Source organism: Aeromonas sp. EERV15 (genome assembly GCF_900079845.1).
In the GTDB taxonomy this organism is placed as follows: Bacteria; Pseudomonadota; Gammaproteobacteria; order Enterobacterales; family Aeromonadaceae; genus Aeromonas; species Aeromonas sobria.
In genome coordinates, this window is record NZ_FKKY02000029.1 from 1 (window position 1) to 24,562 (window position 24,562).

Below are 24,562 nucleotides of genomic sequence, written 5' to 3' on the forward strand. Positions count from 1 at the left end.
TGATGGCGTATGTGAGCGCGATAAACAAACTGAACACCCTTGGTCTGCCTGTAAGAAAGCCCCGAGTGTAGCGGTCACCTGGGGCTGGGGACGTTGTGACCTGATGGCTGATTTAGGAAACAACGCCCTGATGAGTTCATCAATTATTTTTTTGAGCTCTTCATCCCATAATTTATTTCTAATGGTACTAGATCTAATCAAATGCACCTTATGAAATGACAGTTGAGATTTAATCGTTTTGATCCAAGTGTCTTTTTGAGATTCTGTATGGAGGATTTGTTCAAATGCAAAGAGTGCAGATGATATAAACCAACAGTACCGTTCATATTTTATGTCACTTTTGTTTGTTGGTCTTTCAAAGCCTCTGGCAAACTCTGGGTGTTCGAAACACAGAGAAAGATATTGCTGATAGAGTTCATAAGCCACGGAACGTCGAGACTCTATAATATTCTCTTTATGCTGTCTAATTGCATAAATTGCGGCAACTCCAGCAATAAAAAAACCAAAAAAAGTTGCAAGATTAGCAAGTATACCAAGCCATTCTACCCATAGAGAGATATCTAATAAAGCTGCGAAACCCATTTTAAAGCAATATGTGTTACTCATATTTTACCAAGTTATTTTCTATCTGATGAAAAAGTGAAACCAATAGGTGTCGGTTTAAACTCAGAATTAGAGTCTGTCATTACTCCTTTTTTCTGGAACCTACGCAAAGATTTATAATCTATTTTGGCGATAACAAAATAGTCTACAAGACCACCCTTTATTCTGACTTGGTCTCTTTTATACTCAACTCTATATGGTGCTCTTACTCGACTGTCACCATATGCACGGTTATTTACCTGTATTATAAATGTATGTATGTCATGGGCTGACCCTTCAACAAGTGAGCTAAAAGTTTTGACATCTGGATTCCACTCTAACACGAATAAACTATCAACTTTACCTTGATATCTAACTCTATTGACAGGGTTTGTTAAATCACTACATATTAATACGCCGATACAATATTTTCCATGAATATATATAGGTAGTTTATCTTGTGACGTAGGTTTTAATAATTTAAGTGACTTTGCCTTTAGTTGAAACTCCTCGGCATGTGCTGGGTTTAGCTTGGGTTGGAAGAAAATGAAGCTGCTGTTATAACCTGGCCACATTGTAACAAGAGATAACAGACAATCATTCCTTACTTCATTTTTTGAAGTCGGCCTATGATATTCAATTCCAGCGATAAAAGATATTTTCTTCTTTGCAAGATTGATTGCGATGTTAAGAGCCCATTTACGTGGCAATGAGCACTCAGGGAAGACAATATAATCTGATTTGTGTTCTGATTTTAGTATGTCATTAATTAAGTTGTTGACTCTTCGATAACGACTTAGAGTTAAGTCTGGTTTGTTATTTATAGCCTTTTTAAACTGTTCATCTGTTGTTTCAAAGTTTGTCAGAGCTATGCTGACCATGTCAGGTGTTTTATTGGGAATGAATATTTTATTATTTCCTGAACTGTCAGTTTCCCTAGAGAAGTTAATTTCCTCTATTGTTTTTGCACCACGCAGCCCCAAAATAAAGTCCTTCAGCAATTGGCTGTCATCTAGTGTCTCAGGGCACGCCATAACTATTTCAGGAATGCTCAGTGGTCTGGTCGGAAATGTTATTGCAGGCCAATGAGGTAATTTTAATGATGCATTGTTTCGGAACTTTCTTATTAAGGGGAGGTGTAGTATTTTATTTACGCTATGAGACTTTGGTATTTTAATTGAGCTTTCGTCATTATGTTGACTGTAAAACCAGTAATCTTTATATGGCCTAACACCTAGATCAGAAAGAAGCAAGTTTCTACTGAGCTCTTGTAGTTTACTTTTTGTTATCGCTTTATATTCATGGTCATGCAAATTACATATGTGTATTATGGTTCTTCTGAGAGCGCTCCATTGTTCAAAGCCAGATATTGTTGATGATCTTAGTGCTGTCTCAATAAGTGATTCCGCAAAGTATTTCTTACATAAAAAAAGTTTTTGGTGTGTATTTTTTTCTGTGGTTTTAGTAATAATGTCGAAGCAGTTTGTTATTTTATCTATTATATTTATAGCTTCATTGAAATCATAGTTAGAAATCATGATTTGGAAGATTCGACTTAAATAGCTAGATAAATCAAAAATACCTTTCGGGGTTATTATATATCTTTCGACCAGTCCATAGAACTCTTTTCTGATATATCCCCACTCTAATCTTGATAGATCATTTGAGTAGCTTTCCAGATCTCTAATCAAAAGGGAAAGTCCAAGTCTTCTTATAGATACAACATCTGTTTTTCTTAATGCATCGGCAATTAAGGACGCATCTGATGAGGCTAACAATGCTTTTTCAGCCATAGAGTTAGCATCTTCAGGAACAGCTGGGAGCATTCTATATTCACTAGACTGTGCTCTAATTTGACTAGAGATTTGGTTTACAAGATCAAGTCCATATTTAGGGGACAAACTAAATATTTTTTGTTTACTGGGCGTGAATTTTAGTTCGCAATCACTAGCATAATTTAATTTTAGCGTTATAGTTGGCGCTTCACCTTTAGTTCTATGAATTTTTAAAAAATCGATGCTATCGGATAAGTAGTTAATTACATCATTGCCACTGGATATTTTGGGTGGTGTTTTAAATACTAAGAAAATATCATCTACGTATCGCCCATAATACTCTGGGTTAATGTTTTTACTAACGTTCTCATCTAGTTCATATAACAATACATTTGATATTATTTTAGATGCAGATAATCCAACTGGTAATGCCCCTTCAGGGCGTTCTATGAAGTCAGGTGTTTTTTGATACCAAGTATGAATTGAATCAATAAGCTGTTGCGTTAACTTCTTTTCATCTTTATTAAGTTGGATTTCAGTTTTTTGTAGAAATGACGGTCTCAGTATAAAGTTAGGTGATGTTTTATGATAAAAACTTGCAAGATCCATCGTTATTGCTGTCGCGTTATTATTGCTTTGGACAATATTGCGCATAGCATCTAGACCTTTTTGTCGCCATGTTCGATATGCAGAAAAATAAGGGGAAAATAAGCCAAGGGAGTCTAAGTTAAGTTCTCCATTATATGGGCCAAAGTCTTCGAGTGGATGATGCTTTCGACGTAATCTATTTCCATACGATAAGTTTTTATCAAGTAAAGATTCAAATTTATGCCCAACTTTAAGAATCCATAGCGCCGAAATTATCTGATATTCAACAGTGGCGTTAATGATTAACCGATAGCTAACTGGTAATTTTTTATTTTTATTTTCGGCATATTTATTAAGCCAATCTTCATTTTGATCAATAGACCTAAAATGAATGCACTCTTTATCTTCCCAAGGACTTGTATCAATTGATTTAGGTGCATATGAATACCCACCTAAAAATAAATCGTTTTTGTACCACGGGCTGTTTTTTTCATCATTAATTAGAGTGTTATGAAGATTTGTTAGATTGTTATGTAGGTCTGATTCAAATTCAGCATAGCGACCCTTGCAAGGATGAAAGTTATCAAAAAATGAATCTGTCTTTGCTTTTTTGTATGCCAGATATAAATCAGATAACGTGATGAATTCTTTTGTGAAAATTAGTGGCATGATGATTTAAAGTCTATTCAATGTTGTTTTGTATGCTACAAAATTCATAGCTGTTTGGTTTTTATTTAATAGGTTTGATATTGGAATAACACTGCATTGTTACAACCAAATAGGGCTGTAGGTTCGATTAGCGAAGCGTAATCGGACGTTCGAGAAATTAAGGTATTATCACGGCGAAATGCTTACTATCGGGCCTTCAATATAAGGGCATTCCCCTATAGGGCAGTGTGCCGCTTGCTGTTGTACTCATATTCACTTTTTTCACCTATGCAACCATGTCGATGATATCTGTTGCATAGGTGCGACAATCTGGTCTCGCCATGGGGTGGGCGAGGGGCTGGCTGTGAGATAACAACCCGCCCGATCTTTGCCCCGAATTGACATGGTGCGGTTGCCGCGGACGATTACGCTGCGCTAATCGACCCTACACGCTTATTGCACCCTACCGTTTTCCCGCAGGGGGAGAGGGGATCGTAACCCCGAGGGGAGGGCGACCCCTCCCGTTGCTTGGTGCCCCATCCCCCTGGATGCTAGGATGCCCAACCGTTTTCTTATCCAACCCTTACCAGTTATGGCAAACCGGCTCGTCGACAGTAAAAACAGCATCACTCGGGCAGGGCGCTGGCTCGCAACGCGCGGGGCCGCACTCTTTGCCGAACTCTCGGAGTTTCAGCAGCGCATCTGGGTGGTCAGCATAATGAACGACACCTACACGGATACCTTTATCGTCAATGAAGGCAGCTTCGAGGAGCCCATGCAGTGGATGCGGCGCAAGCAGTACAACGCCGATATGCTGCAGCGGGTAGATGCCATGCAGCGATCTCAGGTGATCCAGTTCGAGCTGGGTGACATCCGCCATCGCCTGATGCGGGTCAAATAACGCCGAACATGCCCAGTGGCGACGGACGTTGAGCCAAACGGCATCGACATCCGGCCAGCCAGTGACCCATACCGTAGGGTGCAATGAACGAAGTGAATTGCACCGCTATTCGACGTGGGTTTGATTGCGGCGCAACAGGCTGTGCGGATTGCGCCATGCGCCTCTCCCGCAAGGGGAGAGGGGATGGTTACCGTGGTGCAATGCGCTCCGCTTATTGCACCCTACCGCTCTCCCGCAAGGGGGGAGGGGATGGTTACCGCGGTGCAATGCGCTGCGCTTATTGCACCCTACCCACTTGCCGTAGGGGCGGGAGTTCGGCTGGACGCCGTTAAAGTTGCTACCGCCCCTGGCTGTCGCTGCCACATTGCGCCGTTGACCATTGATCACGAGAAGGGGGCCAACAGGCGCCGCTGGATATCTTACGGATTCATTGAGCGCTTAACTATGGCGGCCATCACGCAACTATCAGAAACCAGAAGTTTTTTTGCGCTGACACAAGCTTTGGTTAATTACTTGATGATTAATTGCGGTGCAAACCTTGTGCGGCTTGCGGTGCCGGGCAATTCGTCCCTATCACCTTGATTTAAAACGGGGCTCACAGATTTTTCGCCGCCGCTGGGTAGACTGGGGCCACTGCGGCGCTGCGCCGCCTCTGGATCAGCAGACAGGGTATAACTGAGCTGGCTCACCCTTATGTCGCACCGAATGTGTTACTGATGGAGGCGTCGGCCATGTCCGCTACCCGTATCTGGATCAAAAACCCCCTTGCCACCTTTACCCCCGAGGCCGTCGATGGTCGCGGCGGGCTGGTGATTGAAAACGGCCTGATAAGCGAGGTGCTGGCGGCAGGCCAACAGCCTGCCAAGCCGTGCGAACAGCTGTTCGATGCCCGCGACCATGTGGTGCTGCCGGGCCTTATCAATACTCACCACCACTTCTACCAGACCCTGACCCGCGCCTGGGGGCCTGTGGTCAATCAGCCGCTCTTTCCCTGGCTCAAGACCCTCTATCCGGTGTGGGCCAGATTGACACCGGACGCGTTGGCGTTGGCCAGCAAGGTGGCGATGGCGGAGCTGCTGCTGTCGGGCTGCACCCTGGCTGCGGATCACCACTACCTCTTCCCGCGCGGGATGGAGGAGTCCATCGATATTCAGGTGGCGGCGGTGCGTGAGTTAGGGATGCGCGCCATGCTGACCCGTGGCTCCATGAGCCTGGGCGAAGATGAGGGTGGCCTGCCGCCACGCCACACGGTGCAGGGGCAGCAGCAGATCCTCGATGACAGTTTGCGGCTGGTACGCCAGTACCACCAGCGGGGCGCCGGGGCGCAGATCCAGATTGCGCTGGCCCCTTGCTCCCCCTTCTCGGTGACCGAGGAGATCATGGTGGAGAGCGCCAAACTCGCCGCCGAGCTCGATGTGCGGCTGCACACCCATCTGGCGGAGACGCTGGATGAGGAGGCGTTCTGCCTCGAGCGATTTGGTCTGCGCACCGTCGATTATCTGGAAAAGGTGGGCTGGCTCGGCGATCGCACCTGGCTGGCCCACGGCATCCACTTCAATCCGGACGAGATTGCGCGGCTGGGGGCGGCGGGCACCGGGGTGTGCCACTGCCCGGTCTCCAATATGCGGCTCGCCTCCGGCATCTGCCCGACCCTGGATCTGGAAGCGGCCGGTGCGCCGGTGGGGCTGGGGGTGGATGGTTCGGCCTCCAACGATGCCTCGAACCTGATGCAAGAAGCCCGTCAGGCACTCTATCTGCAGCGGCTGCGCTACGGCGCCGAGCGCATCACCCCGCGCAAGGTGCTGGAGTGGGCGACCCGTGGCTCGGCCAAGCTACTGGGGCGCGGCGATCTCGGCGAGCTGCTGCCCGGCAAGCAGGCGGATCTGGCGCTGTTCAAGCTCGATGATCTGCGCTTTAGCGGCAGTCACGATCCCATCGCGGCGCTGATCTTGTGCGGCGCCGAGCGGGCGGATCGGGTGATGGTGGGCGGCAAGTGGCGGGTGGTAGATGGCGCCATCGAGGGGCTCGATCTCGAACAGCTTATCGCCCGCCACAAGCTGGCTGCGGCGGCGCTTGTCCGTGGGTGAACGTGAATGACTGGAAGAGCTAAATCGGTAAGAACGCGCAGGCCGTGCGCGATTGAGTGCGGCGAGCCACAAAACCAGAGGGGCCCATATCGGGCCCCTCTGCATTGGCGGTGTGGGAAAGGTGAGGGCGGTTAGTTGGTTGTCCCTGTGCTGGCGGGCTCACTTTTAGCTGGCGAAGTGTTGGTCGGTGCCGTGCTGGCTGCCTCACTTTTGGCTGGCGAAGTGTTGGCTGGTGCAGGAGCAGGGGCCGGGAAGTATTTGCTGTGCAGCAGCGGGTATTCGCCGCTGGCCAGCACCTGGGTCAAGCCGGTCTGAAACTCTCTGACCAGTTCGTCGCTCACCGGATGGCTGAAGGCGAAGCAGAATTGCTCTGAGCTCAGCACCCACTGCTCCTTGAAGCGGGCAGGGTCGAGTTTTTGCTCGACGATCAGCTGCTCCATGGTGGTCTTGTTGGTGGAGACCAGATCGACCCGGCCGGAGGTGAGCATCTTCAGCGCCTGTGCCAGCCGGTTGGCGGCCATCAGCTTGGTCTCGTCAAAGCCGTTGTTGAGCAGCAGTTGCTCCCCCACATCGGCCCGCACCGCCCCGATATTGAACGCCTTGGCATCGTCGAGTTTGGTGATGGTGATATTGCGCTCGGCCAACCCCACCAGCACGATTTCGGCATATCCGATGGGGCAGGCCCATTTGAACAGGGGGTCCCGCGCCTGAGTGCGGGCGGTGGAGAAGAGCACCGCATTGGGCTTTTGGGTCAGCAGGTAGTAACCGCGCGCCCAGGGCATGATGGTGACCAGCTGCGGCGGGGTGCTGGTCTTCTGCCACACCAGTTGCAGCAGCTCGACCGCGAAGCCGGTGGGGGTGCCGCTGGCATCGGCGTAGTTGTAGGGTTTGTACTCTTCGGTGATGTAGTGCAGTTTGCCTAGCTCAGGACTCGCTTGTGCGAGGGTGGCCAGCAGCGCCCCGGCTAATCCAATCCATGTTTTCATGTTTGCCATCCTGCTCAACGGAATCCTTATGCTCAAGTGTGACCATGCTGGCCGATTTCGCCACGGTGGCGGGAGATGTTGCCAAAACAGCTGCGGGATGTCAGTGACATCCCGCAGGGCAAGAACCAAGGGTTAGCGCACCGGCAGGTACTTGGCCTGCAGTTTCCGATACGCCTCCGAGGCGAGGGCGCGGGTCAGAGCCTGTTGGAAGAGCGTGATCTCGCTGTCGGGCATCTGACGGCTGAAAGCATAACAGAGCTGTTCGGCACTCAGTACCATGGCCACATTGAAGTCGTCGCTGTTGAGCTTCAGCTCGCGGATGGCGTCGTATCCGGCGAGCTTGCTGGTGGCGAGCAGATCGGCACGGCCGGAGAGCAGCATCTTTAAACCCTGGGAGAGGCGGTTGGCCGGGATGATGTTGTTGTCATCCATGCCGTTGTTGAGCAGCAGCTGCTCGGCAGCATCGGCGCGCACGGCGCTGATCTTGTACTGGTTCATCTGCTCGAAGGCGGTCAGCTTGATGTTCTGCACCTTGCGGCCCAGCAGTATGTATTCCGAGTAACCTATGGGGCACACCCACTTGAAGAGATCTTCCCGCGCCTGGGTGCGGGCGGTGGAGAAGAGCACCACATTGGGTTTCTGGGTTAGCAAGTAATAACCTCGCGCCCAGGGCAGGATGCGCACTGGCTGGGGTGCCACGCCGCTGTTTTGCCAGATCATCTGCAGCAGATCGACCGCAAGGCCGGTGGGCTGGCCTTGCGGGTCGCTGAAGTTGTAGGGCGGGTACTCTTCGGTGAGGTATTCAAGTTTGCCAAGATCGGCCCGGGCCGTTGAGGCCCAGCAGAGCAGTACAAGATGACAGATCAACCATATCCTCATTGGGAACTTCCTTAGCGATCAACCTTGTTTTGAGTGTGACCACTAATAACCCAAATCGCCACTCGCCGCTGGTAACGGGAGCAGGGCTATCCCGTTACCAGCGGGCGCGAGGTGTGCCTATGGGTTGATACGCCTCATCCCGCAATCCAACCAGCAGGGTCTTGCCATTAGCCTGTAGCCGGAACTCGCCGTAGCGGGCTGCCTCGTACTGATCCCCGGTGCCCTCTTCAAAGAAGTAGGCATCGGGGCCGATCTGCCACTGCCGTTCGCTTTGATGCACCTGCAATAGCCGCTCATCGCTGGCGAGCTGATCCGGCTTGCCATCGGCCACCAGACTTGCCACCTGATGGGCATCGAGGCGGATCACCAGGGTATCGCTGCCGTTGTCTTGAGTAGCACGGGCGTCGCGGCTGGTCAGCTCGCGGGCGATCTCGTAGTTCAGCCGCATGTAATCCCCCTGCATCAGGGAGCGGGGATCGACCGGGGCGAGCCGCAGTAGCACCACCTCGCCGCTGCTCATGGCACGCTCATAGCGCCAGACGGTGGCATTGATGCCCGCCAGGATGGCGAGGCCGCTCAGCAACAGGGCGAGTTGTCGGGGGGCGGGCTTCATGAGTCGCTCCTTGCTGCGAAGGTGTTGAGCAGTTGGCGGGCCCCCAGCAGCAGGATGCCGGAGCCCAGCAGCAGCCAGGATTTGGTCATCAGGGTGAGCCCCAGATCGTAGTAGTAGAGGGAGCCATAACCGAGCAGCAGCAGGGCAGAGAGGGTCATCAGACCAAGGCTGCCGGCATAAAACCCGAGGATCAGCACCAGTGCGCCCGCTCCCATGCCGGGGATGATGGCGCTGATCAGCACCAGCGGCAGGCCAAACAGCAGGGGGAGCCTCAGTTTCACCATCACCGCCAGCAGCAGGGCGGCGCAGAGCAGCGGATTGAGCCAGAGCGGCAGGCGCGAAAGACCCAGCTCGTCGAGCACGCTGCTGCCCCCATCCCACAGCGGGTGGTGCAGACGGCCCAGCACCAGCAGCGAGAGGGCCAACCCTAGGGTGATGGAGTGATAGAGCTGGTGGCGCTCTGGGTCGCTATCTGCCCGCAGCCAGCAGAAGGTGATGGCCGCCATCACCAGCGGTAGCGCCAGCAGTTGCAGCCCGAGGCAGGCGAGGCCAAGGGTGAGCAGCAGGGCCGCCGCCACGCTGTGAAACAACCGTACCAACCAGTGATCGAACAGCACGGCGATGGCGAGCGACAGCAGGCAGAGGCCAAGCCAGAGCAGGGCGTGATGGAGATCCAGCTGATCGAGCAGGCCATAGAGCAGCCAGGCATCGGCCGCCAGGGTGAGTGCCAGCACGAACTGATCCCACAGATCGCTGCGCTGGCTGCGATTGAGGGCATACGCCCCCGCCAGCAGCACGGCCCCCAGCAGCAGGGCGCTGTTGGCCTCGCGGGTCAGCTGCTCGAAGGTGAGAAACAGGAAAAAGAGCAGGAACAGGGCGGCAATCCAGCCCACCAGCCCCAGCATAAAACGACTCGACCAGTGGGGCTGGGTATCACGGGGCTGATCCCCTTCCACCAGATTGGCCTGTTGCAGCGCTTGCCAAAGGGTCAGATCACTCATGAGACCTCCGTTGTTGTTGCAGCCAGCGGGCAGCGCTGACCGAGAGGCCGATGGCGATCAGGCTCAGCAGCAAAAAGCCGTTGATGTCGGGCTCCATCCACTTGCCCAGCGCCGCGAGGATGACGGCAATCAGGCTGAGGCACCCCATGGCGAGTCCGGCGATAAATCTGTGGTGCCACAGGGCATAGGCGGCTGCCAGCCAACCAAGCCAGAGCGGCCACACTAGCGGGGAGGCGGCATCAAACAGCGCCAGCAGGGTGAGCAGAGTGGCCCCCAGACCGGCAGCCAGACCCGCCAGCCAGCTTGGCATCAGGCGCCAGCGGGCCGGTGCCAGCAGAAGCAGGCCCCAGAGGGCGGCGTTGAGCAGGGTCAGGCACCAGCCCAATCCCTCCTCATCGAAGGTAAAGAAGAGAGCGAACAGGCCGAGCCGCCAGTAGAGCACCAGCGCCAGCTGGCCGAGCAGCCAGCTTAAGGTCCAGAGCAGGGGGCTTTGGCCAAATGCCGCCAGCGGCACCAGCATCAGCGCCCAGGTGGCGAACAGCTGCCAGGGATCGGCGCCGGTCTGGTAGGTCTGGCCCACCAGCGCCAGCAGGGCGCCGATATTGAGGGCGATAGCCAGCAGCAGCGCCTGACGGGGGGTATCCCCAAGTGGTTTGCGCCACAGCAGAAGCAGCATGGCGAGCAGCGGAGCCTCCAGCAGGGCGAGGCGGGACACCCGACCCAACTCCTGCCAGTTGAAGGCGACGAAGAAGATGAGGCCAGCCCCGATACAGAGGGCGCCGAGCCACAGCAGCAGCCGGTCAAACAGCCACTGCCAGCGCGCCGGATGGGGGGGAAGATCGGCGAGGGTCAGGGCATCCGCTAGCTTCTCTGGCGCCAGCCGTCCTTGTTTGACCCATTCGAGTAGCGTCTCTCTTGATACGTTTTGCATGGGGGGACTCCACGAGATTTGCCCCATTATGGCATGAGGCACTCTCAACCGTGCACTGCCCCTTGGCTCTACGGCAGGTGGTTGCGACAGCGGGTTACGCAACAAACAAAGCAGCAAACAAAAAAGCCCTCCAGAGGGGGAGGGCTTGGTCACAGGGCAAGAGCGATCAGGCAAAGATCAGGGTGCTTACCCCGAGGCCGACGAAGAGGATGGCGCAGGCGATGCGGATCCCCTTGAGCGGCAGCTTGTCTGCCCCCAGCTTGCCGATCAGCACCACTGGCACGTTGGCCAGCATCATGCCAAGGGTGGTACCGGTAATGACCTGCACCAGCGAGTCATACTTGGCGGCCAGCAAAACGGTGGCGATCTGGGTCTTGTCACCGATCTCGGCGATGAAGAAGAGCACGAAGGTGGCCATAAAGGGGCCGTATTTATCCAGCGAGCTCTCTTCGTCATCCATCTTGTCCGGCACCAAAATCCAGATCGCCATGGCGATAAAGGCCACCGCTACCAGATAGACCATGATTTTGGGATCAAGCCAGCGACTGATGAACTCGCCAATCCAGGCGGCGCCCGCATGGTTGAGCAAGGTAGCGGCAAACATGCCCGCGATGATGGGCCAGGGCTTGCGAAAACGACAGATGAGCAGTAACGCCAACAGCTGGGTTTTATCGCCGATTTCGGCAATAGCGACGCTGAGGGTTGAGGTTAACAAGGCTTCCATAAATATGACCGGGGGACGGAATTGTTATAAACCAGAGACAAGCCTGCGCCATCCGTCCCCGGTATTGGCACTGGCCCGTCAAAGGTCTTGTCAAATCCATGACTGGCATGGATCACCCTGACCATGGTGAGTTGGCACCAAGTATGTTGATCAGGGTCACTGCGCGGTATTCATGCAATGCATGGAACCGGCATGCGAGACTACTCCCCCTCGATGGGAGCGGGCATTCTAGGGAAAAACCGCAGGGGTGACAAGGGGATCAGCCACCCACCAGCTTGACGCTGAAACCGGCCTTTTCCAGTTCGGTTTTGATCAGGTCCCGTTTATCCCCCTGGATCTCGATGATCCCCTCTTTGATCCCACCACCGGTACCGCATTTTTTCTTCAGCAAGGTGGCCATGGCTTTCTGCTGTTCGGCGGGTACGCCATGAATGGTGATCACCCCGGCGCCCTTGCGCCCCTTGGTCTCGCGGCGAATGCGCACGGTGCCATCGGCAGGGAAGGGGGAGGCGGATTGGGGAGCGCTCTGCTCCTTGATCATGCCGCCATCTGTGCTGTAAACGAGGCGGCTGTTGTTGTCGTGACTCATGGCAATACTTTATCGGTTAGCTAAGCGGAGTTTGATTTTACTCAAATAAAAGTTGAAGACACAGCATATAATGCCTCGAGTAAAAGCGAATTATTATTGTTTAACTTCAGGAGTCAGTCATGGTACTCACGCAGTTGTCACCGGGACAGAGTGCTCGCATCAAGAATATGAACCAGTTGTCCCGGCCGCTGCGCCGCAAACTGATGGTGATGGGCCTGTTGCCTCAAACTGAAGTCATCTATCTGCGGTCTGCCCCCTTGGGAGATCCGCTCCAGATCCAGTGCCAGGGGATCTGTCTCTCCATGCAAAAGAGCCTTGCCGAGCAAATTGAGGTCGAGCCAGTATGAATTATTCCCTAGTCACGGTCGGTAACCCCAATAGCGGCAAGACCTCCCTGTTTAACGCCCTGACCGGTGCCCGCCAGCAAGTGGGTAACTGGAGTGGCGTTACCGTCGACAAGAAGATGGGGGAGTTCAGCGCGGGTGAGCACCACTTCAAGCTGATGGATTTGCCCGGCATCTATAGCCTGGCCAGCCAGGACGGCAGTCTGGACGAGCAGATCGCCAGCCGCTTTGCCCAGAGCCAGCAGCCGGATCTGCTGCTCAACGTCATCGATGCTGCCAATCTGGAGCGCTCCCTCTACCTCACGCTGCAACTGCGCGAGCTGGGGCTGCCGATGGTGGTGGTGCTCAACAAGCTGGATATCCTGCACAAGCGCCGCATTGTCATCGACGAGCAGATGCTCGGTAAATCCCTCGGTTGCCCGGTGGTGGCCCTCTCTGCCCACAACAGCAAGCAGGTTGCTGCCTTCAAGCAGCAGATCCAGCAGTTTATCGGTCAGCCACAAGCGGCCTTGCAGCTCGATTACGGTCACGACCTTGAAAAAGATCTGGCGGAGCTGGAGACCCTGCTCGCCCCGCACCACCTCACCAGCCGTGGCCGCGCTTTGCGGCTGCTGGAAGAGGATGCGGTGATGCAGGAGACCCTGCTGCCCGGTCAACATGCGGCGGCCAGCAATGTGGTGACCCGCGCCCATCAGGGGCAGGATATTGACCTGCAACTGGCTGATATCCGCTACGGCCACATCCATCTGTGGGCCAGTCAGGCGAGCCAGCAGAAGGGCAAGCTGACGGTGGCCCAGAGCGAGTGGCTGGATCGGCTGCTGCTCAATCGCTGGATTGGCATTCCCTTCTTCCTGTTTGTCATGTACCTGATGTTCATGTTCGCCATCAAGGTCGGCAGTGCCTTTATCGACTTCTTCGACATCATGGGCGGCGCCCTGTTTGTCGATGGGGTTCACCACCTGCTGGGGCTGATCAATGCCCCCGAGTGGCTGGGCGCCATTGTGGCGGACGGCTTCGGTGTCGGCTTGCAGACGGTTGCCACCTTTATCCCGGTGATTGGCTGCCTTTATCTATTCCTCGCAGTGCTGGAGAGCTCCGGCTATCTGGCGCGGGCCGCCTTCGTGGTGGATGCCCTGATGCGCCGCCTCGGCCTGCCGGGCAAGGCGTTCGTGCCGATGCTGATGGGCTTTGGCTGTACCGTGCCGTCGGTGATGGCGACCCGTACCCTCAACTCCGAGCGGGAGCGGCTGATGACCTCGGCCATGGCCCCCTTCATGTCGTGCGGTGCCCGTCTGCCGGTTTACGCCCTGTTTGCGGTGGCCTTCTTCCCGGAATCGGGTCAGAACCTGGTGTTCGGTCTCTACCTCATCGGTATTGTGGTGGCGGTGCTGACCGGCCTGTTGCTGCGCAGCACCCTGCTGCCGGGCAAGAGTGACTCCATGCTGATGGAGATGCCGGACTACGAGTGGCCGCGTCCGGTCAACGTCGGTATCAAGACTTGGCAGAAGCTCAAATCCTTCGTTTTTGGCGCTGGTAAAACTATCGTGCTGGTAGTCGCCGTGCTGAGCGTGCTCAACTCCCTCGGTACCGATGGCAGCTTCGGCAATCAGGATCAGGAGAGCTCTGTGCTGAGCAAGGTCAGCCAAATGGTCACCCCTGTGTTGCACCCCATAGGTGTACGCGATGACAACTGGCAGGCCACGGTCGGCATTGTCACCGGCATCTTCGCCAAAGAGGCGGTAGTGGGTACCCTTAACAGCCTCTACGCGGGCAAGAGCGGCGACGAGGAGGCGAGCGAGTTTTCACTGGTGGCCAGCTTCCACGAGGCCATCGAGGCGGTCGCGACCAATCTGGCGGAGATCAACCCGAGCGACCCCATGGGGCTGGCTGTCGGTGAGCTGGATGACCAGCAGGCCGCTGCCGACGCGCAGGAGGTGGATGTCTCCACCTACGGCAACATGCAAACCCACTTTGACGGTGCAGCCGGTGCCTTTGCCTATCTGCTGTTCGTGCTGCTCTACATGCCTTGCGCCGCCGCCATGGGTGCGCTGGTGCGGGAAACCGGTCGTCAGTGGGCGCTCTTTACCGCCGCATGGTGCAACTACATGGCCTTTATGTGCGCCACTGTCTTCTATCAGGTCGCCACCTTTGCTGCTCATCCCGAGCAGAGCCTGTTCTGGATCGTCAGCTACGGCCTCTCTCTGGTACTGCTCTGGTGGGCCGGTCGCCGTCACGGTGACATCGTCGCCCGCAAGGTGGTGACCTTATGATCCTGCGCGAGCTGGGGGATTACCTCGCCGCGCAGCAAAAGGTGAGCCGGCGCGATCTGGCTCGCCACTTTCACACCTCGGAAGATGCGGTGGAGGCCATGCTCGGCGTCTGGATGCGCAAGGGGCGGGTCATCAAGCGCGAGAGCCGGGTCTGTGGCGGCAGTTGCTGCGGCAAGAGCGAGGAGGTGATGTTCGAGTGGTGTGACGCGGGTCAGATTGGGTTCAAGATCCGCTAAACAGCCGCTACACCTCATCGGGTGATGACGGAGCATCAGATATTGAACAATAAAAAACGGCAGATCCCTTATTCAGGATCTGCCGTTTTTTTTCATGCCAATCAACCGGTTCAGGCGTGCTGGCGAGCCTGCGCCAACAGCGCCAGCGCCGGTTGGGCGTTGTCCGGCATCAGCCGGTAGGCCTTGTGATGCTTGACCAGGGTGGTCTTCTTGTTGCCTTGACTCAGCAGCAACCCGTTAGCAAAGGCGGCTTCGGCCAGCACCTTCTCATCACCACGCACATAGAGGGTGAGGGGTTTGAGCAGTTCGCCCCCCTCGATATGGCCCTGATACTCGCTGGCACTGATCACCACGCTCGGCTGGCCATCTGATTGCAGCCGCAGCTTGGCGTTGATCTCGCTCTCGGTCAGCACCTGCCAACCCGCCTCTTCCAGGGTGGCCAGCAGGGCGACCAGCTTGGCCCCCAGTTGCTGCGGCGTCGCCATGGCGCACTGGTACTGGAAGGCGATGCGCTCCAGCAGCCCCTTGAGATCGGCACCGGCGCCCAGGGTGCGGCCAAGCTGTACCCACTCTTTCAGATCATCCATCACCAGACGGGAGAAGCGCTTCTCCTTGAGGGAGTCGGCCATCCAGGTGCAGAGAAAGTGGCTCTCTTGCGCCGGAGTGCGCTTGCCCGCTTTCTGCTCGGCGGTGCGCGCCAGTTCCGCCAGGCTCTGGCTGGCCATCTCGAGCAGGGCCTGATTGTAGCAAGGAGGGGTCATCATGGATCCTCGGGAAATAACAGAGATAGCAAAGGCGCCAGTGGCGCCTTTGCGGTTCAATAGATTAGCCGGTGCGCCTTATTTCGGCTGACGGGGCTTCTTGGCACTCGCCAGACGCTTGAGGCGCTGACCCTGCAGCTTGCTCTCGGCCATTACCTGTGCCACGGCGTTATCTTCACGCTGCGGGCGCTTGCCGAAGCGGCGGCGCTCTTGCAGCTGCTTGATCAGCTCGTCGCGGTTGCTCACTTCATAACCCGGTACCATGATGCGGCGGATCTTCTGGCCGATCAGGGCCTCGATCTCCAGCAGAGTACGCTCCTCTTCGCGGCTGACGAAGGAGATGGCCATGCCATTCTTGCCGGCACGACCGGTACGGCCGATGCGGTGCACGTAATCCTCTGCCAGGAACGGCAGATCGTAGTTGACCACATACTCCAGATCCGGAATGTCCAGACCACGGGCGGCCACTTCGGTGGCGACCAGAACCCGAACCTTGCCTTCCATGAACTCGCGCAGGGCGCGGCGACGGTTGCCCTGGGCTTTCTCGCCATGGACCACGGCGGACTTGATGCCGTCGAGGTTCAGCTCATCGATCAGCACATCGCAGCTCTCGCGGGTGCTGGCGAACACCAGCACCTGCTGCCAGTTCTGCTTGCCAATCAGCTCGGAGAGCAGCTCGCGTTTGCGCTTCTGCTCGACCGGATAGACGGTGTGGCTGACGGTATCGGCGGTGGAGTTCTGCTTGTTGACGCTGACGATCTGCGGGCGATCCAGCATCAGGTTGGCCAGCTTCTTCACTGCATCGGAGAAGGTGGCGGAGAACAGCAGGTTCTGACGGGTCTTGTTGACCGCTTGCAGGATCTTCTGCACATCGGCACTGAAGCCCATGTCGAGGATGCGATCCGCTTCGTCCATCACCAGACACTCAACGCCGGAGAGGCTGAGGTTACAGGCGGTGAGGTGCTCCAGCAGGCGGCCCGGGGTGGCCACAATGATGTGAGCGCCCGCTTTCAGCTTCTTGGCCTGCACATCCTGCTTGCCACCACCCACGATGGTGATGGTGGTGATATCGAGATACTTGGCGAAGTCATTGATGTTGCTCGCCACCTGAGCCGCCAGTTCGCGGGTCGGGGTCAGGATCAGCACCCGGGCGTTGGACGGCTGGGCCGGAGCCGGATTGTCTACCAGACGCTGCAAAATGGGCAGAGCGAAGGCGGCGGTCTTGCCGGTACCGGTCTGGGCGCTGGCCAGCACATCGCGGCCACGGCGAATGGCCGGGATAGCCTGTTGCTGCACAGGGGTCATCTCCTGATAACCGCAATCTGAGACAGCACGCAAAATCTCGGGGGCAAAATCGAACGATTCAAATCTCATAATGGGTTCCTGTGTTCCAGCTGGGCTGTGTTTGGCTTGGTTAGCTCGGCATGAGCGAGACGGAGGTTGTAACCACCGACGGCTGCGCCTGACATCAAGTCAGAGAGAGAGCCGGAAAATGGCGGGCGCGAAGTGTAACAGATAGACGGCATAATTTCTGCCTCAAATGGTTGTCCTTTTCTCATCCTAGCGGTCTGAATGGCGTTTAAAAGCAATCATTTGACTCCCAAAGGCCAAGCCAACAGGATAGAGCGAGCTGTTTTGGCCAAGGACGAAAGGGGAGAACGATGGAACTTGAACGGTTAAAGCACCAACTGGAGCAGCTTGGTGAACGCAATGATAGCCAGCAGCAGGAACGTAGCCGCAAGCTGCTCAATATCACCCGCGACACGGGGGAGCTGCTGGCGGTGCTGGTGCATACTCGCGGGGCGCAGGCGGTGCTGGAGATTGGCACCTCCAATGGTTACTCCACGCTCTGGTTGGCAGAAGCAGTTCGTCGGCTGGAGGGGCATGTCACCACCATTGAGCTGGATGAGGATAAGCGCGTGCTGGCCCATGACAATTTTCAGCGGGCGGGACTGGGCCCCTGGATCACCTTGCTGGCAGGGGATGCGGGTGAGCTGTTACCGACCTTGCCGCAAGCCGGGTATCAGCTCATCTTTCTCGATTCGGATCGCCAGCACTACCGGGCATGGTGGCCGCAGATCCGCCGCCTGCTGGCACCCCGCGGCCTGCTGGTGGTCGATAACGCCATCTCCCATCGCAGCGAGATGATTGAATGGATGAACGAGGTCGGGCAGGACCCCGCTTTTGCCACCTCGCTGGTGCCGGTCGGCAAGGGGGAGTGGCTGGTGGTGCGTTTGTAGGAAATGGGGGGCTGCAAAAAATCAGCCCCGCATTGGCGGGGCTGATTTTGAGAGAGCATTATGGCCGTGGCCGGTCAGATCAGACCGCCAGATAGTCCATGATCCCTTCGGCTGCTTTGCGGCCTTCGTAGATGGCGGTCACCACCAGATCGGAGCCGCGCACCGCATCGCCACCGGCGAATACCTTGGGATTAGTTGTCTGGAAGGCATATTCCGCCTGCTCACTGGCTTTGATCCGATCCCGGTTGTCGATTTCGATGCCGAACTCCGCCATCCAGGGCTGCGGATTGGGTTGGAAGCCAAACGCCATCACCACAGCATCAGCGTTTAGCACCTGCTCTGAGCCCTCAATCAACACCGCATTGCGGCGGCCATTGGCATCGGGCTCGCCCAACTCGGTACTCACCACCTTGATACCGACGGTGCGGCCGCTGGCATCCAGCTCGACCGCCACCGGCTGCAGGTTGAACATAAATTCGACCCCCTCTTCGCGGGCGTTCTTCACCTCCCGCTTGGATCCCGGCATGTTCTCCTCGTCCCGGCGATAGGCACAGATCACCTTGTCGGCACCTTGTCGGATGGCGGTGCGCACGCAGTCCATGGCGGTATCGCCACCGCCGAGCACCACTACCTGATTGCCAGCGAAGTCGATGTAATCGGCTTGCGCCTTTTCAAAGCCCAGCAGCCGGTTGGCGTTGGCGATGAGGTAGGGCAGGGCGTCATAGACGCCCGGCGCCTCTTCGTTGGCAAAGCCACCCTTCATGTACTTGTAAGTGCCGACCCCGAGGAAGACCGCATCGAACTCGCCGAGCAGGTCGGCAAAGGTGACATCTTTGCCCACTTCGGTTTCGAGACGAAATTCGATGCCCATCCCCTGGAAGATCTCGCGCCGACGTTGCATCACCTCTTTTTCCAGCTTGAAGGAGGGGATACCAAAGGTGAGCAGGCCACCAATTTCGGGATACTTGTCAAACACCACAGGGGTGACGCCGCCCCGCGCCAGTACATCGGCGCAGGCAAGGCCTGCGGGGCCGGCACCGATCACCGCGACCCGCTTGCCGGTCTTGACCACCTTGGAGAGATCGGGCTGCCAGCCCATCTCGAACGCCTTGTCGGTGATGTATTTTTCGATGTTGCCGATGGTCACTGCGCCGAAGCGATCATTGAGGGTGCAGGCCCCTTCACACAACCGATCTTGCGGGCAGACCCGGCCACACACTTCCGGCAGGCTGTTGGTCTGGTGGGCGAGCTCCACCGCCTCCAGAATACGTCCCTCTTTGGCCAGTTTCAGCCAGTTGGGAATGTAGTTGTGGACCGGACACTTCCACTCGCAATAGGGGTTGCCGCACTCCAGGCAACGGTCAGATTGCATCTGCACCTGGGCCTGGTTGAAGGGTTCGTAGATCTCGACAAACTGGATCTTGCGGATCTTGAGCGGCTTCTTGGGCGGGTCGACCCGCTGGACATCGATAAACTGAAATACGTTCTGGCTCATAGGGTTCCCTCCTTATTGCGCCTGGATTCTGAGTTCTGCACTGGAACGGCTGGTGTGGCCCAACAGCGATTTCACGTCGCTGGATTTGGGCTTGATCAGCTTGAACATGGGCACAAAGGCATCGAAGTTGGCCAGGATCTCTTCGGCGCGCGAACTGCCGGTTTCATTGAGGTGCTCGGTGATGATGCCGCGCAGGTGTTCCTGATGAATGGCGAGACTTGCCACATCCAGCAACTCTACCAGCTCGGGGTTGGTACGTTTGGCGAAGTTGCCGCACTCATCGAGCACGTAGGCAAAACCACCGGTCATGCCTGCCGCGAAGTTGACGCCGGTCGTGCCGAGAATGGTGACTATGCCACCGGTCATGTATTCACAACCGTTGTCGCCAATCCCCTCGACCACCGCCAGCGCGCCGGAGTTACGCACCGCAAAACGCTCGCCAGCGGTGCCTGCTGCATAGAGCTTGCCACCGGTGGCGCCGTAGAGGCAGGTGTTGCCGATGATGGCCGCCTCATGGGATTTGAAGGCCACGCCGACATGGGGTTTGACCACCAGCTTGCCGCCGGTCATCCCTTTGCCGACGTAGTCGTTGGCGTCACCGGTGAGGATCATCTCAAGGCCACCCGCATTCCAGACGCCGAAGCTCTGGCCTGCGGTGCCGTTGAAGTGCACCTTGACCGGATCTGCCGCCATCCCCTGATTACCGTGACGCTTGACGATCTCGCCAGAGAGGCGCGCGCCCACCGAGCGGTCGGTGTTGCGGATGTCGTAACGGAACTCGCCACCACTTGAGGTTTCCACCGCTGTTAGCAGATCGTCCACCATCTGCAGGTTGAGCGGCCCCTTGTCGAACGTGGGGTTGTGTTGCTGGCTGAACAGGCTGGAGCCTGCCGGTGCGATGGGTCTGGCCAGAATGCCCCCGAGATCCAGCTTGGCCTGACGGGCGGTGAGGCCGGGCAGGGCCTCAAGCAGATCGGTGCGGCCAATCAGATCGGTCAGCTGGGTGACGCCCAGCTGGGCCATCAGTTCGCGGGTCTCTTGTGCGATGAACTTGAAGTAGTTCATCACCATCTCCGGCAGGCCGGTGAAGTGTTCGCGGCGCAGCTTCTCATCCTGGGTGGCAACGCCGGTGGCGCAGTTGTTGAGGTGGCAGATCCGCAAGTATTTGCAGCCGAGTGCCACCATGGGGCCGGTGCCAAAGCCGAAGCTCTCGGCGCCGAGAATGGCCGCCTTGATGATATCGAGGCCGGTCTTGAGACCGCCATCCACTTGCAGCCGCACCTTGTGGCGCAGACCGTTGGCGACCAGTGCCTGCTGGGTTTCAGCCAGACCCAGTTCCCACGGGGAACCGGCATATTTGACCGAGGTGAGGGGGCTGGCGCCAGTGCCACCGTCATAACCGGAGATGGTGATGAAGTCGGCATAGGCCTTGGCAACGCCACAGGCGATGGTGCCCACACCGGGCTCGGAGACCAGCTTGACCGATACCAGACAGCTCGGGTTGATCTGCTTGATGTCAAAAATTAGCTGGGCCAGATCCTCGATGGAGTAGATATCGTGGTGCGGCGGCGGGGAGATCAGGGTCACGCCGGGCACGGAATAGCGCAGCTTGGCGATCTGGGCGGTCACCTTGTCACCGGGCAGCTGGCCACCTTCGCCGGGCTTGGCACCCTGAGCCACTTTGATCTGCACCACATCGGCGTTCATCAGGTAGTGAGGGGTGACGCCAAAGCGACCGGATGCTACCTGCTTGATGCGCGAGTTCTTCTCGGTGCCAAAGCGCTTGGGATCTTCGCCACCTTCACCTGAGTTGCTCTTGCCGCCGAGGCGGTTCATGGCAATGGCCAGCGCTTCGTGGGCCTCTGGCCCCAAGGCGCCGATTGACATGGCGGCGGAGTCGAAGCGGGGGAAGAGGGCTTCGGCAGATTCCACTGCACTCACGTCCACCGGATGGTCGACTTTTTTCAACGCCAGCAGATCACGCAAGGTCGAGACCGGGCGCTCATTGACCAGCCGGGCGTACTCCAGGTAATCGGCGTAGTTGCCAGATCGCACTGCGGCTTGCAGGGTTTGCACCACATCCGGGTTGTAGGTGTGGTACTCGCCGCCGTGGACAAACTTGAGCAGGCCGCCGTGACTGAGGGGCTTGCGTTGCAACCAGGCCTGACGGGCCAGATTGTGCTGATCTTGCTGGATATCGCTAAAATCGGCCCCTTGAATGCGGCTCGATACCCCACGGAAACAGATCTCAACCACCGACTGGGCAAGCCCCACAGCTTCAAACAGCTGGGAGCAGCGATAGCTGGCCACGGTACTGATGCCCATTTTGGACATCACCTTGTAGAGGCCTTTATTGATGCCGTTACGGTAGTTGACCATCGCCTGACGCAAGGTCATCTTCAGCACCCCTTCTTCAACCTGCTTGGCCAGAGTTTCATAGGCCAGATAGGGGTAGACGGCAGTGGCGCCAAAGCCCAACAGTACCGAGAAGTGGTGCGGGTCGCGGCAACTGGCGGTCTCTACCAGAATGTTGGCGTCACAGCGCAAGTTGTTGTCGACCAGAGTGCGTTGCACCGCGCCCACCGCCATGGCGGCCGGGATCGGCAGGGTGTCAGCGCTGATATCGCGATCTGACAACACTAGCAGCACGGTGCCACTCTTGGCGGCGGTTTTAGCCAGCTCGCAGATGCGAATGATGGCAGCTTCCAGCCCCTCTTCGGGCTTGAAGTTGAGACTGATCACCTGGTGGCGATAGTATTCCCCTTCCAGTGCCAGCAGCTGATGGAAGTCGGAGTAGAGCAGGATCGGCGACTGGAACAGCACCCGGTGGGCGTGGCCGAAGGTCTCGTTGAAGACGTTCTGCTCGCGACCGATACAGGTGGCCAGCGACATCACGTGGTTCTCCCGCAGCGGATCGATAGGCGGGTTGGTCACCTGGGCGAACATCTGGCGGAAGTAGTCATACAGGGTTCGTTGACCGGACGAGAGCACCGCCATCGGGGTGTCATCCCCCATAGAACCCACCGCTTCCTGACCGTTCTCAGCCAGTACCCGAATGATCTGATCCAGCTCCTCGAAGGAGTAGCCGAACAGCTTCTGATAGGTTTTCAGCTGGTCATCGGCAAACTCGCGGCTGCCGGTCTGGTTGTCATCCATCTGCTCGAATGGCACCAGTCGGGTGCAGTGCTTGTCCATCCACTGCTTGTAGGTGTGGCGGCTCTTGAGATCGTCGTCAATCTCGAAGCTGGTCCACACCTTGCCGTTGTGGGTATCCACCACGAACAGCTCGCCTGGGCCGACCCGGCCTTTCTCCAGCACTTCATCCGGGGTGTAGTCCCAGGTGCCGACCTCAGACGCGAGCGTGATGAACTTGTCCTTGGTGATGACGTAGCGGGCCGGACGCAGGCCATTGCGATCAAGCGCGCAGGTGGCGTAGCGACCGTCGGTCATCACGATACCGGCGGGGCCGTCCCACGGCTCCATGTGCATGGAGTTGAAGTCATAGAAGGCGCGCAGGTCGTCGTCCATGTTCGGGTGCTTTTGCCATGCAGGCGGGATCAACAGACGCATGGCACGGAACAGATCCATGCCACCGGCGAGGAAGAGATCCAGCATGTTGTCGAGGCTGGAGGAGTCAGAGCCGGTGGTGTTGACGAAGGGTGCAGCGTCTTGCAAATCGGGGATCAGCGGAGTCGCAAACTTGTAGCTGCGCGCCTTGGCCCACTGGCGGTTACCGGCGATGGTGTTGATTTCGCCGTTGTGAGCGAGATAGCGGAACGGCTGGGCCAGTGGCCAGCGCGGACTGGTGTTGGTGGAGAAGCGTTGGTGGAACACGCAGATCGCTGCCTGCATGCGAATGTCGGCGAGATCCAGATAGAAGCGCGGCAAGTCCACCGGCATGCACAGTCCTTTATAGACGGTGACCAGATTGGAGAGACTGACCACATAGAAGTAGTCATCGTTGATGCGCTTCTCGATACGGCGACGCACGATATAGAGGCGGCGCTCCAGATCCTGTTCAACCCAGCCGGGAGGCGCGTTGACAAAGACCTGTTCAATACTGGGCAGGGAGGCTTTGGCGATAGGGCCGAGCACATTGGTATCGACCGGCACTTTGCGCCAGCCGACCAGACTCAGGGTCTCTTTTTCCAGCTCTTCGTCGATGATGTCGCGAGTCTGCTGGGCCAGAACCGGGTCGGGGTTGAGAAACAGCATGCCAACCGCGTACTTGCGGCCAAGGTGCCATCCCTTCTCCTCGGCAACAGCTCTATAAAAGCTGTCGGGTTTTTGCAGCAGCAGACCGCAACCATCGCCGGTCTTGCCATCGGCGGAGATCCCGCCGCGGTGCTGCATGCGAGCCAATGCTGACATCGCGAGACGGACAAGTTTGTGGCTGGCTTCCCCTTCCATGTGGGCCAACAGGCCGAAGCCACAGTTATCCCTCTCCAGCTTTGGATCATATAGTGACATTGCATTTCTCCCTTGCTCGGCCTTCCATCGCACAGTCATCAACTGACTGCATAAATTGCGATTGGCTCTTGTGGTTCCGTCTGCCTGACGTGGCGAATCTCCAAACTAATGGGATTTTCTGACGAGGTCAATCGCAGGTCAGGTTTGTCTCGGTGGTTACATTCTCATAACAAAATGTCGAAGCAGAGGGAGGAATTGGCTGGAATAGTGTGATTGTTCCGCTCAAGATGGTGTTTGTGGTGAAATATATTGCCATTAGGGAGTTCAATGGTGCGCTTATCGACCGAGGGTGAATGTAGTAATTTTACCAATCCAGCTTGGTCGACAGCGGAGGTGATCACATTTTCAATATTGCATGCTTGCAATTGTGTCTTGTCGGGTCTCTTTGAATTTTTCATTGTTCAACAGTGAGTTATCAGGTCTCATTTTCACATGGATGTTT

At 56.5% G+C, this 24,562-nt stretch carries 19 protein-coding genes; 6 read left to right on the top strand and 13 right to left on the bottom strand.

What is annotated here, in order from left to right; translation table 11 throughout:
* Both BN4575_RS21940 and BN4575_RS21390 read right to left on the bottom strand, forming a co-directional pair.
* Positions 1–606: hypothetical protein (locus BN4575_RS21940; RefSeq protein ID WP_141689881.1), on the bottom strand; the 606-nt coding region annotated here is incomplete at its 3' end.
* Between the two features lie 11 nt (positions 607–617).
* Positions 618–3,614 (bottom strand): RNA-directed DNA polymerase, encoded by a 2,997-nt coding sequence (locus BN4575_RS21390; protein WP_083221089.1) that lies wholly within the window; start codon positions 3,612–3,614, stop codon positions 618–620.
* A 535-nt stretch (positions 3,615–4,149) separates the two neighbouring features.
* Here BN4575_RS21390 and BN4575_RS19335 point away from each other — a divergent pair.
* Positions 4,150–4,494 carry a hypothetical protein gene (locus BN4575_RS19335; protein WP_256029023.1) on the top strand — a complete coding sequence of 115 codons (345 nt, stop codon included), beginning with the start codon at positions 4,150–4,152 and terminating at the stop codon, positions 4,492–4,494.
* A gap of 731 nt (positions 4,495–5,225) precedes the next feature.
* Complete coding sequence (locus BN4575_RS19345) at positions 5,226–6,581, top strand: 8-oxoguanine deaminase (protein ID WP_068979409.1); 1,356 nt, start codon at positions 5,226–5,228, stop codon at positions 6,579–6,581.
* 131 nt (positions 6,582–6,712) lie between these two features.
* Here BN4575_RS19345 and BN4575_RS19350 read toward each other — a convergent pair whose 3' ends face one another.
* The 7 genes from BN4575_RS19350 to BN4575_RS19380 form a co-directional block, all read right to left on the bottom strand.
* Entirely contained in the window at positions 6,713–7,567 is an 855-nt protein-coding gene (locus BN4575_RS19350) for a substrate-binding periplasmic protein (protein WP_068979410.1), read from the bottom strand.
* 132 nt (positions 7,568–7,699) lie between these two features.
* A complete protein-coding gene (locus tag BN4575_RS19355) occupies positions 7,700–8,446 on the bottom strand; it encodes a substrate-binding periplasmic protein (RefSeq protein ID WP_068979411.1) in 747 nt (248 codons plus the stop codon).
* Between the two features lie 94 nt (positions 8,447–8,540).
* Entirely contained in the window at positions 8,541–9,059 is a 519-nt protein-coding gene (locus BN4575_RS19360; protein WP_068979412.1) for a GDYXXLXY domain-containing protein, read from the bottom strand.
* Positions 9,056–10,060: a DUF4401 domain-containing protein gene (locus tag BN4575_RS19365; RefSeq protein ID WP_068979413.1), complete on the bottom strand. Its 1,005-nt coding sequence runs from the start codon at positions 10,058–10,060 to the stop codon at positions 9,056–9,058. The genes BN4575_RS19360 and BN4575_RS19365 overlap by 4 nt, the downstream gene beginning before the upstream one ends.
* On the bottom strand, positions 10,053–10,991 hold the full coding sequence (locus BN4575_RS19370) for a DUF2157 domain-containing protein (RefSeq protein ID WP_068979414.1): 939 nt from the start codon (positions 10,989–10,991) through the stop codon (positions 10,053–10,055). Before BN4575_RS19370 ends, BN4575_RS19365 begins: the two co-directional genes overlap by 8 nt.
* 166 nt (positions 10,992–11,157) lie before the next feature.
* Positions 11,158–11,715, bottom strand: coding sequence for a TMEM165/GDT1 family protein (locus tag BN4575_RS19375; RefSeq protein WP_068979415.1), 558 nt, complete (start codon positions 11,713–11,715; stop codon positions 11,158–11,160).
* Positions 11,716–11,974: 259 nt separating this feature from the next.
* A complete protein-coding gene (locus BN4575_RS19380; protein WP_068979416.1) occupies positions 11,975–12,304 on the bottom strand; it encodes a translation initiation factor in 330 nt (109 codons plus the stop codon).
* Positions 12,305–12,423: 119 nt separating this feature from the next.
* Here BN4575_RS19380 and BN4575_RS19385 point away from each other — a divergent pair, with 119 nt between their 5' ends.
* The 3 genes from BN4575_RS19385 to BN4575_RS19395 are packed head-to-tail and all read left to right on the top strand — an operon-like array spanning position 12,424 to position 15,154.
* The gene (locus BN4575_RS19385) at positions 12,424–12,651 is read left to right on the top strand and encodes a FeoA family protein (protein WP_042018966.1); all 228 of its coding nucleotides are present in this window, start codon (positions 12,424–12,426) and stop codon (positions 12,649–12,651) included.
* Positions 12,648–14,918 (top strand): Fe(2+) transporter permease subunit FeoB, encoded by a 2,271-nt coding sequence (gene feoB / locus BN4575_RS19390; RefSeq protein WP_068979417.1) that lies wholly within the window; start codon positions 12,648–12,650, stop codon positions 14,916–14,918. Before BN4575_RS19385 ends, feoB begins: the two co-directional genes overlap by 4 nt.
* On the top strand, positions 14,915–15,154 hold the full coding sequence (locus BN4575_RS19395; RefSeq protein ID WP_005346763.1) for a FeoC-like transcriptional regulator: 240 nt from the start codon (positions 14,915–14,917) through the stop codon (positions 15,152–15,154). The genes feoB and BN4575_RS19395 overlap by 4 nt, the downstream gene beginning before the upstream one ends.
* A 110-nt stretch (positions 15,155–15,264) precedes the next feature.
* Here the strand turns inward: BN4575_RS19395 and BN4575_RS19400 are convergent, their stop codons facing one another.
* Both BN4575_RS19400 and BN4575_RS19405 read right to left on the bottom strand, forming a co-directional pair.
* Complete coding sequence (locus BN4575_RS19400; protein WP_068979418.1) at positions 15,265–15,915, bottom strand: DUF2913 family protein; 651 nt, start codon at positions 15,913–15,915, stop codon at positions 15,265–15,267.
* 78 nt (positions 15,916–15,993) lie between these two features.
* Positions 15,994–17,289 carry a DEAD/DEAH box helicase gene (locus BN4575_RS19405; protein ID WP_042018970.1) on the bottom strand — a complete coding sequence of 432 codons (1,296 nt, stop codon included), beginning with the start codon at positions 17,287–17,289 and terminating at the stop codon, positions 15,994–15,996.
* Between the two features lie 287 nt (positions 17,290–17,576).
* Here BN4575_RS19405 and BN4575_RS19410 point away from each other — a divergent pair, with 287 nt between their 5' ends.
* The gene (locus BN4575_RS19410) at positions 17,577–18,155 is read left to right on the top strand and encodes an O-methyltransferase (RefSeq protein ID WP_068979419.1); all 579 of its coding nucleotides are present in this window, start codon (positions 17,577–17,579) and stop codon (positions 18,153–18,155) included.
* Positions 18,156–18,234: 79 nt separating this feature from the next.
* Here the strand turns inward: BN4575_RS19410 and BN4575_RS19415 are convergent, their stop codons facing one another.
* A complete protein-coding gene (locus BN4575_RS19415; RefSeq protein ID WP_068979420.1) occupies positions 18,235–19,650 on the bottom strand; it encodes an FAD-dependent oxidoreductase in 1,416 nt (471 codons plus the stop codon).
* A gap of 12 nt (positions 19,651–19,662) precedes the next feature.
* Positions 19,663–24,120, bottom strand: a complete 4,458-nt coding sequence (gltB, locus tag BN4575_RS19420; RefSeq protein ID WP_068979421.1) for a glutamate synthase large subunit — start codon at positions 24,118–24,120, stop codon at positions 19,663–19,665.
* Positions 24,121–24,562 lie beyond the last annotated feature (442 nt).

Coding starts and splice junctions, on each gene's coding strand:
- BN4575_RS19400 (WP_068979418.1), bottom strand. CDS start 15,915: ATGACCCCTCCTTGCTACAATCAGGCCCTGCTCGAGATGGCCAGCCAG.
- BN4575_RS19395 (WP_005346763.1), top strand. CDS start 14,915: ATGATCCTGCGCGAGCTGGGGGATTACCTCGCCGCGCAGCAAAAGGTG.
- BN4575_RS19370 (WP_068979414.1), bottom strand. CDS start 10,991: ATGCAAAACGTATCAAGAGAGACGCTACTCGAATGGGTCAAACAAGGA.
- BN4575_RS19385 (WP_042018966.1), top strand. CDS start 12,424: ATGGTACTCACGCAGTTGTCACCGGGACAGAGTGCTCGCATCAAGAAT.
- BN4575_RS19345 (WP_068979409.1), top strand. CDS start 5,226: ATGTCCGCTACCCGTATCTGGATCAAAAACCCCCTTGCCACCTTTACC.
- BN4575_RS19335 (WP_256029023.1), top strand. CDS start 4,150: ATGCCCAACCGTTTTCTTATCCAACCCTTACCAGTTATGGCAAACCGG.
- BN4575_RS19365 (WP_068979413.1), bottom strand. CDS start 10,060: ATGAGTGATCTGACCCTTTGGCAAGCGCTGCAACAGGCCAATCTGGTG.
- BN4575_RS19405 (WP_042018970.1), bottom strand. CDS start 17,289: ATGAGATTTGAATCGTTCGATTTTGCCCCCGAGATTTTGCGTGCTGTC.
- BN4575_RS19355 (WP_068979411.1), bottom strand. CDS start 8,446: ATGAGGATATGGTTGATCTGTCATCTTGTACTGCTCTGCTGGGCCTCA.
- BN4575_RS19375 (WP_068979415.1), bottom strand. CDS start 11,715: ATGGAAGCCTTGTTAACCTCAACCCTCAGCGTCGCTATTGCCGAAATC.
- BN4575_RS21390 (WP_083221089.1), bottom strand. CDS start 3,614: ATGCCACTAATTTTCACAAAAGAATTCATCACGTTATCTGATTTATAT.
- BN4575_RS19415 (WP_068979420.1), bottom strand. CDS start 19,650: ATGAGCCAGAACGTATTTCAGTTTATCGATGTCCAGCGGGTCGACCCG.
- BN4575_RS19410 (WP_068979419.1), top strand. CDS start 17,577: ATGGAACTTGAACGGTTAAAGCACCAACTGGAGCAGCTTGGTGAACGC.
- gltB (WP_068979421.1), bottom strand. CDS start 24,120: ATGTCACTATATGATCCAAAGCTGGAGAGGGATAACTGTGGCTTCGGC.
- feoB (WP_068979417.1), top strand. CDS start 12,648: ATGAATTATTCCCTAGTCACGGTCGGTAACCCCAATAGCGGCAAGACC.
- BN4575_RS19380 (WP_068979416.1), bottom strand. CDS start 12,304: ATGAGTCACGACAACAACAGCCGCCTCGTTTACAGCACAGATGGCGGC.
- BN4575_RS19360 (WP_068979412.1), bottom strand. CDS start 9,059: ATGAAGCCCGCCCCCCGACAACTCGCCCTGTTGCTGAGCGGCCTCGCC.
- BN4575_RS19350 (WP_068979410.1), bottom strand. CDS start 7,567: ATGAAAACATGGATTGGATTAGCCGGGGCGCTGCTGGCCACCCTCGCA.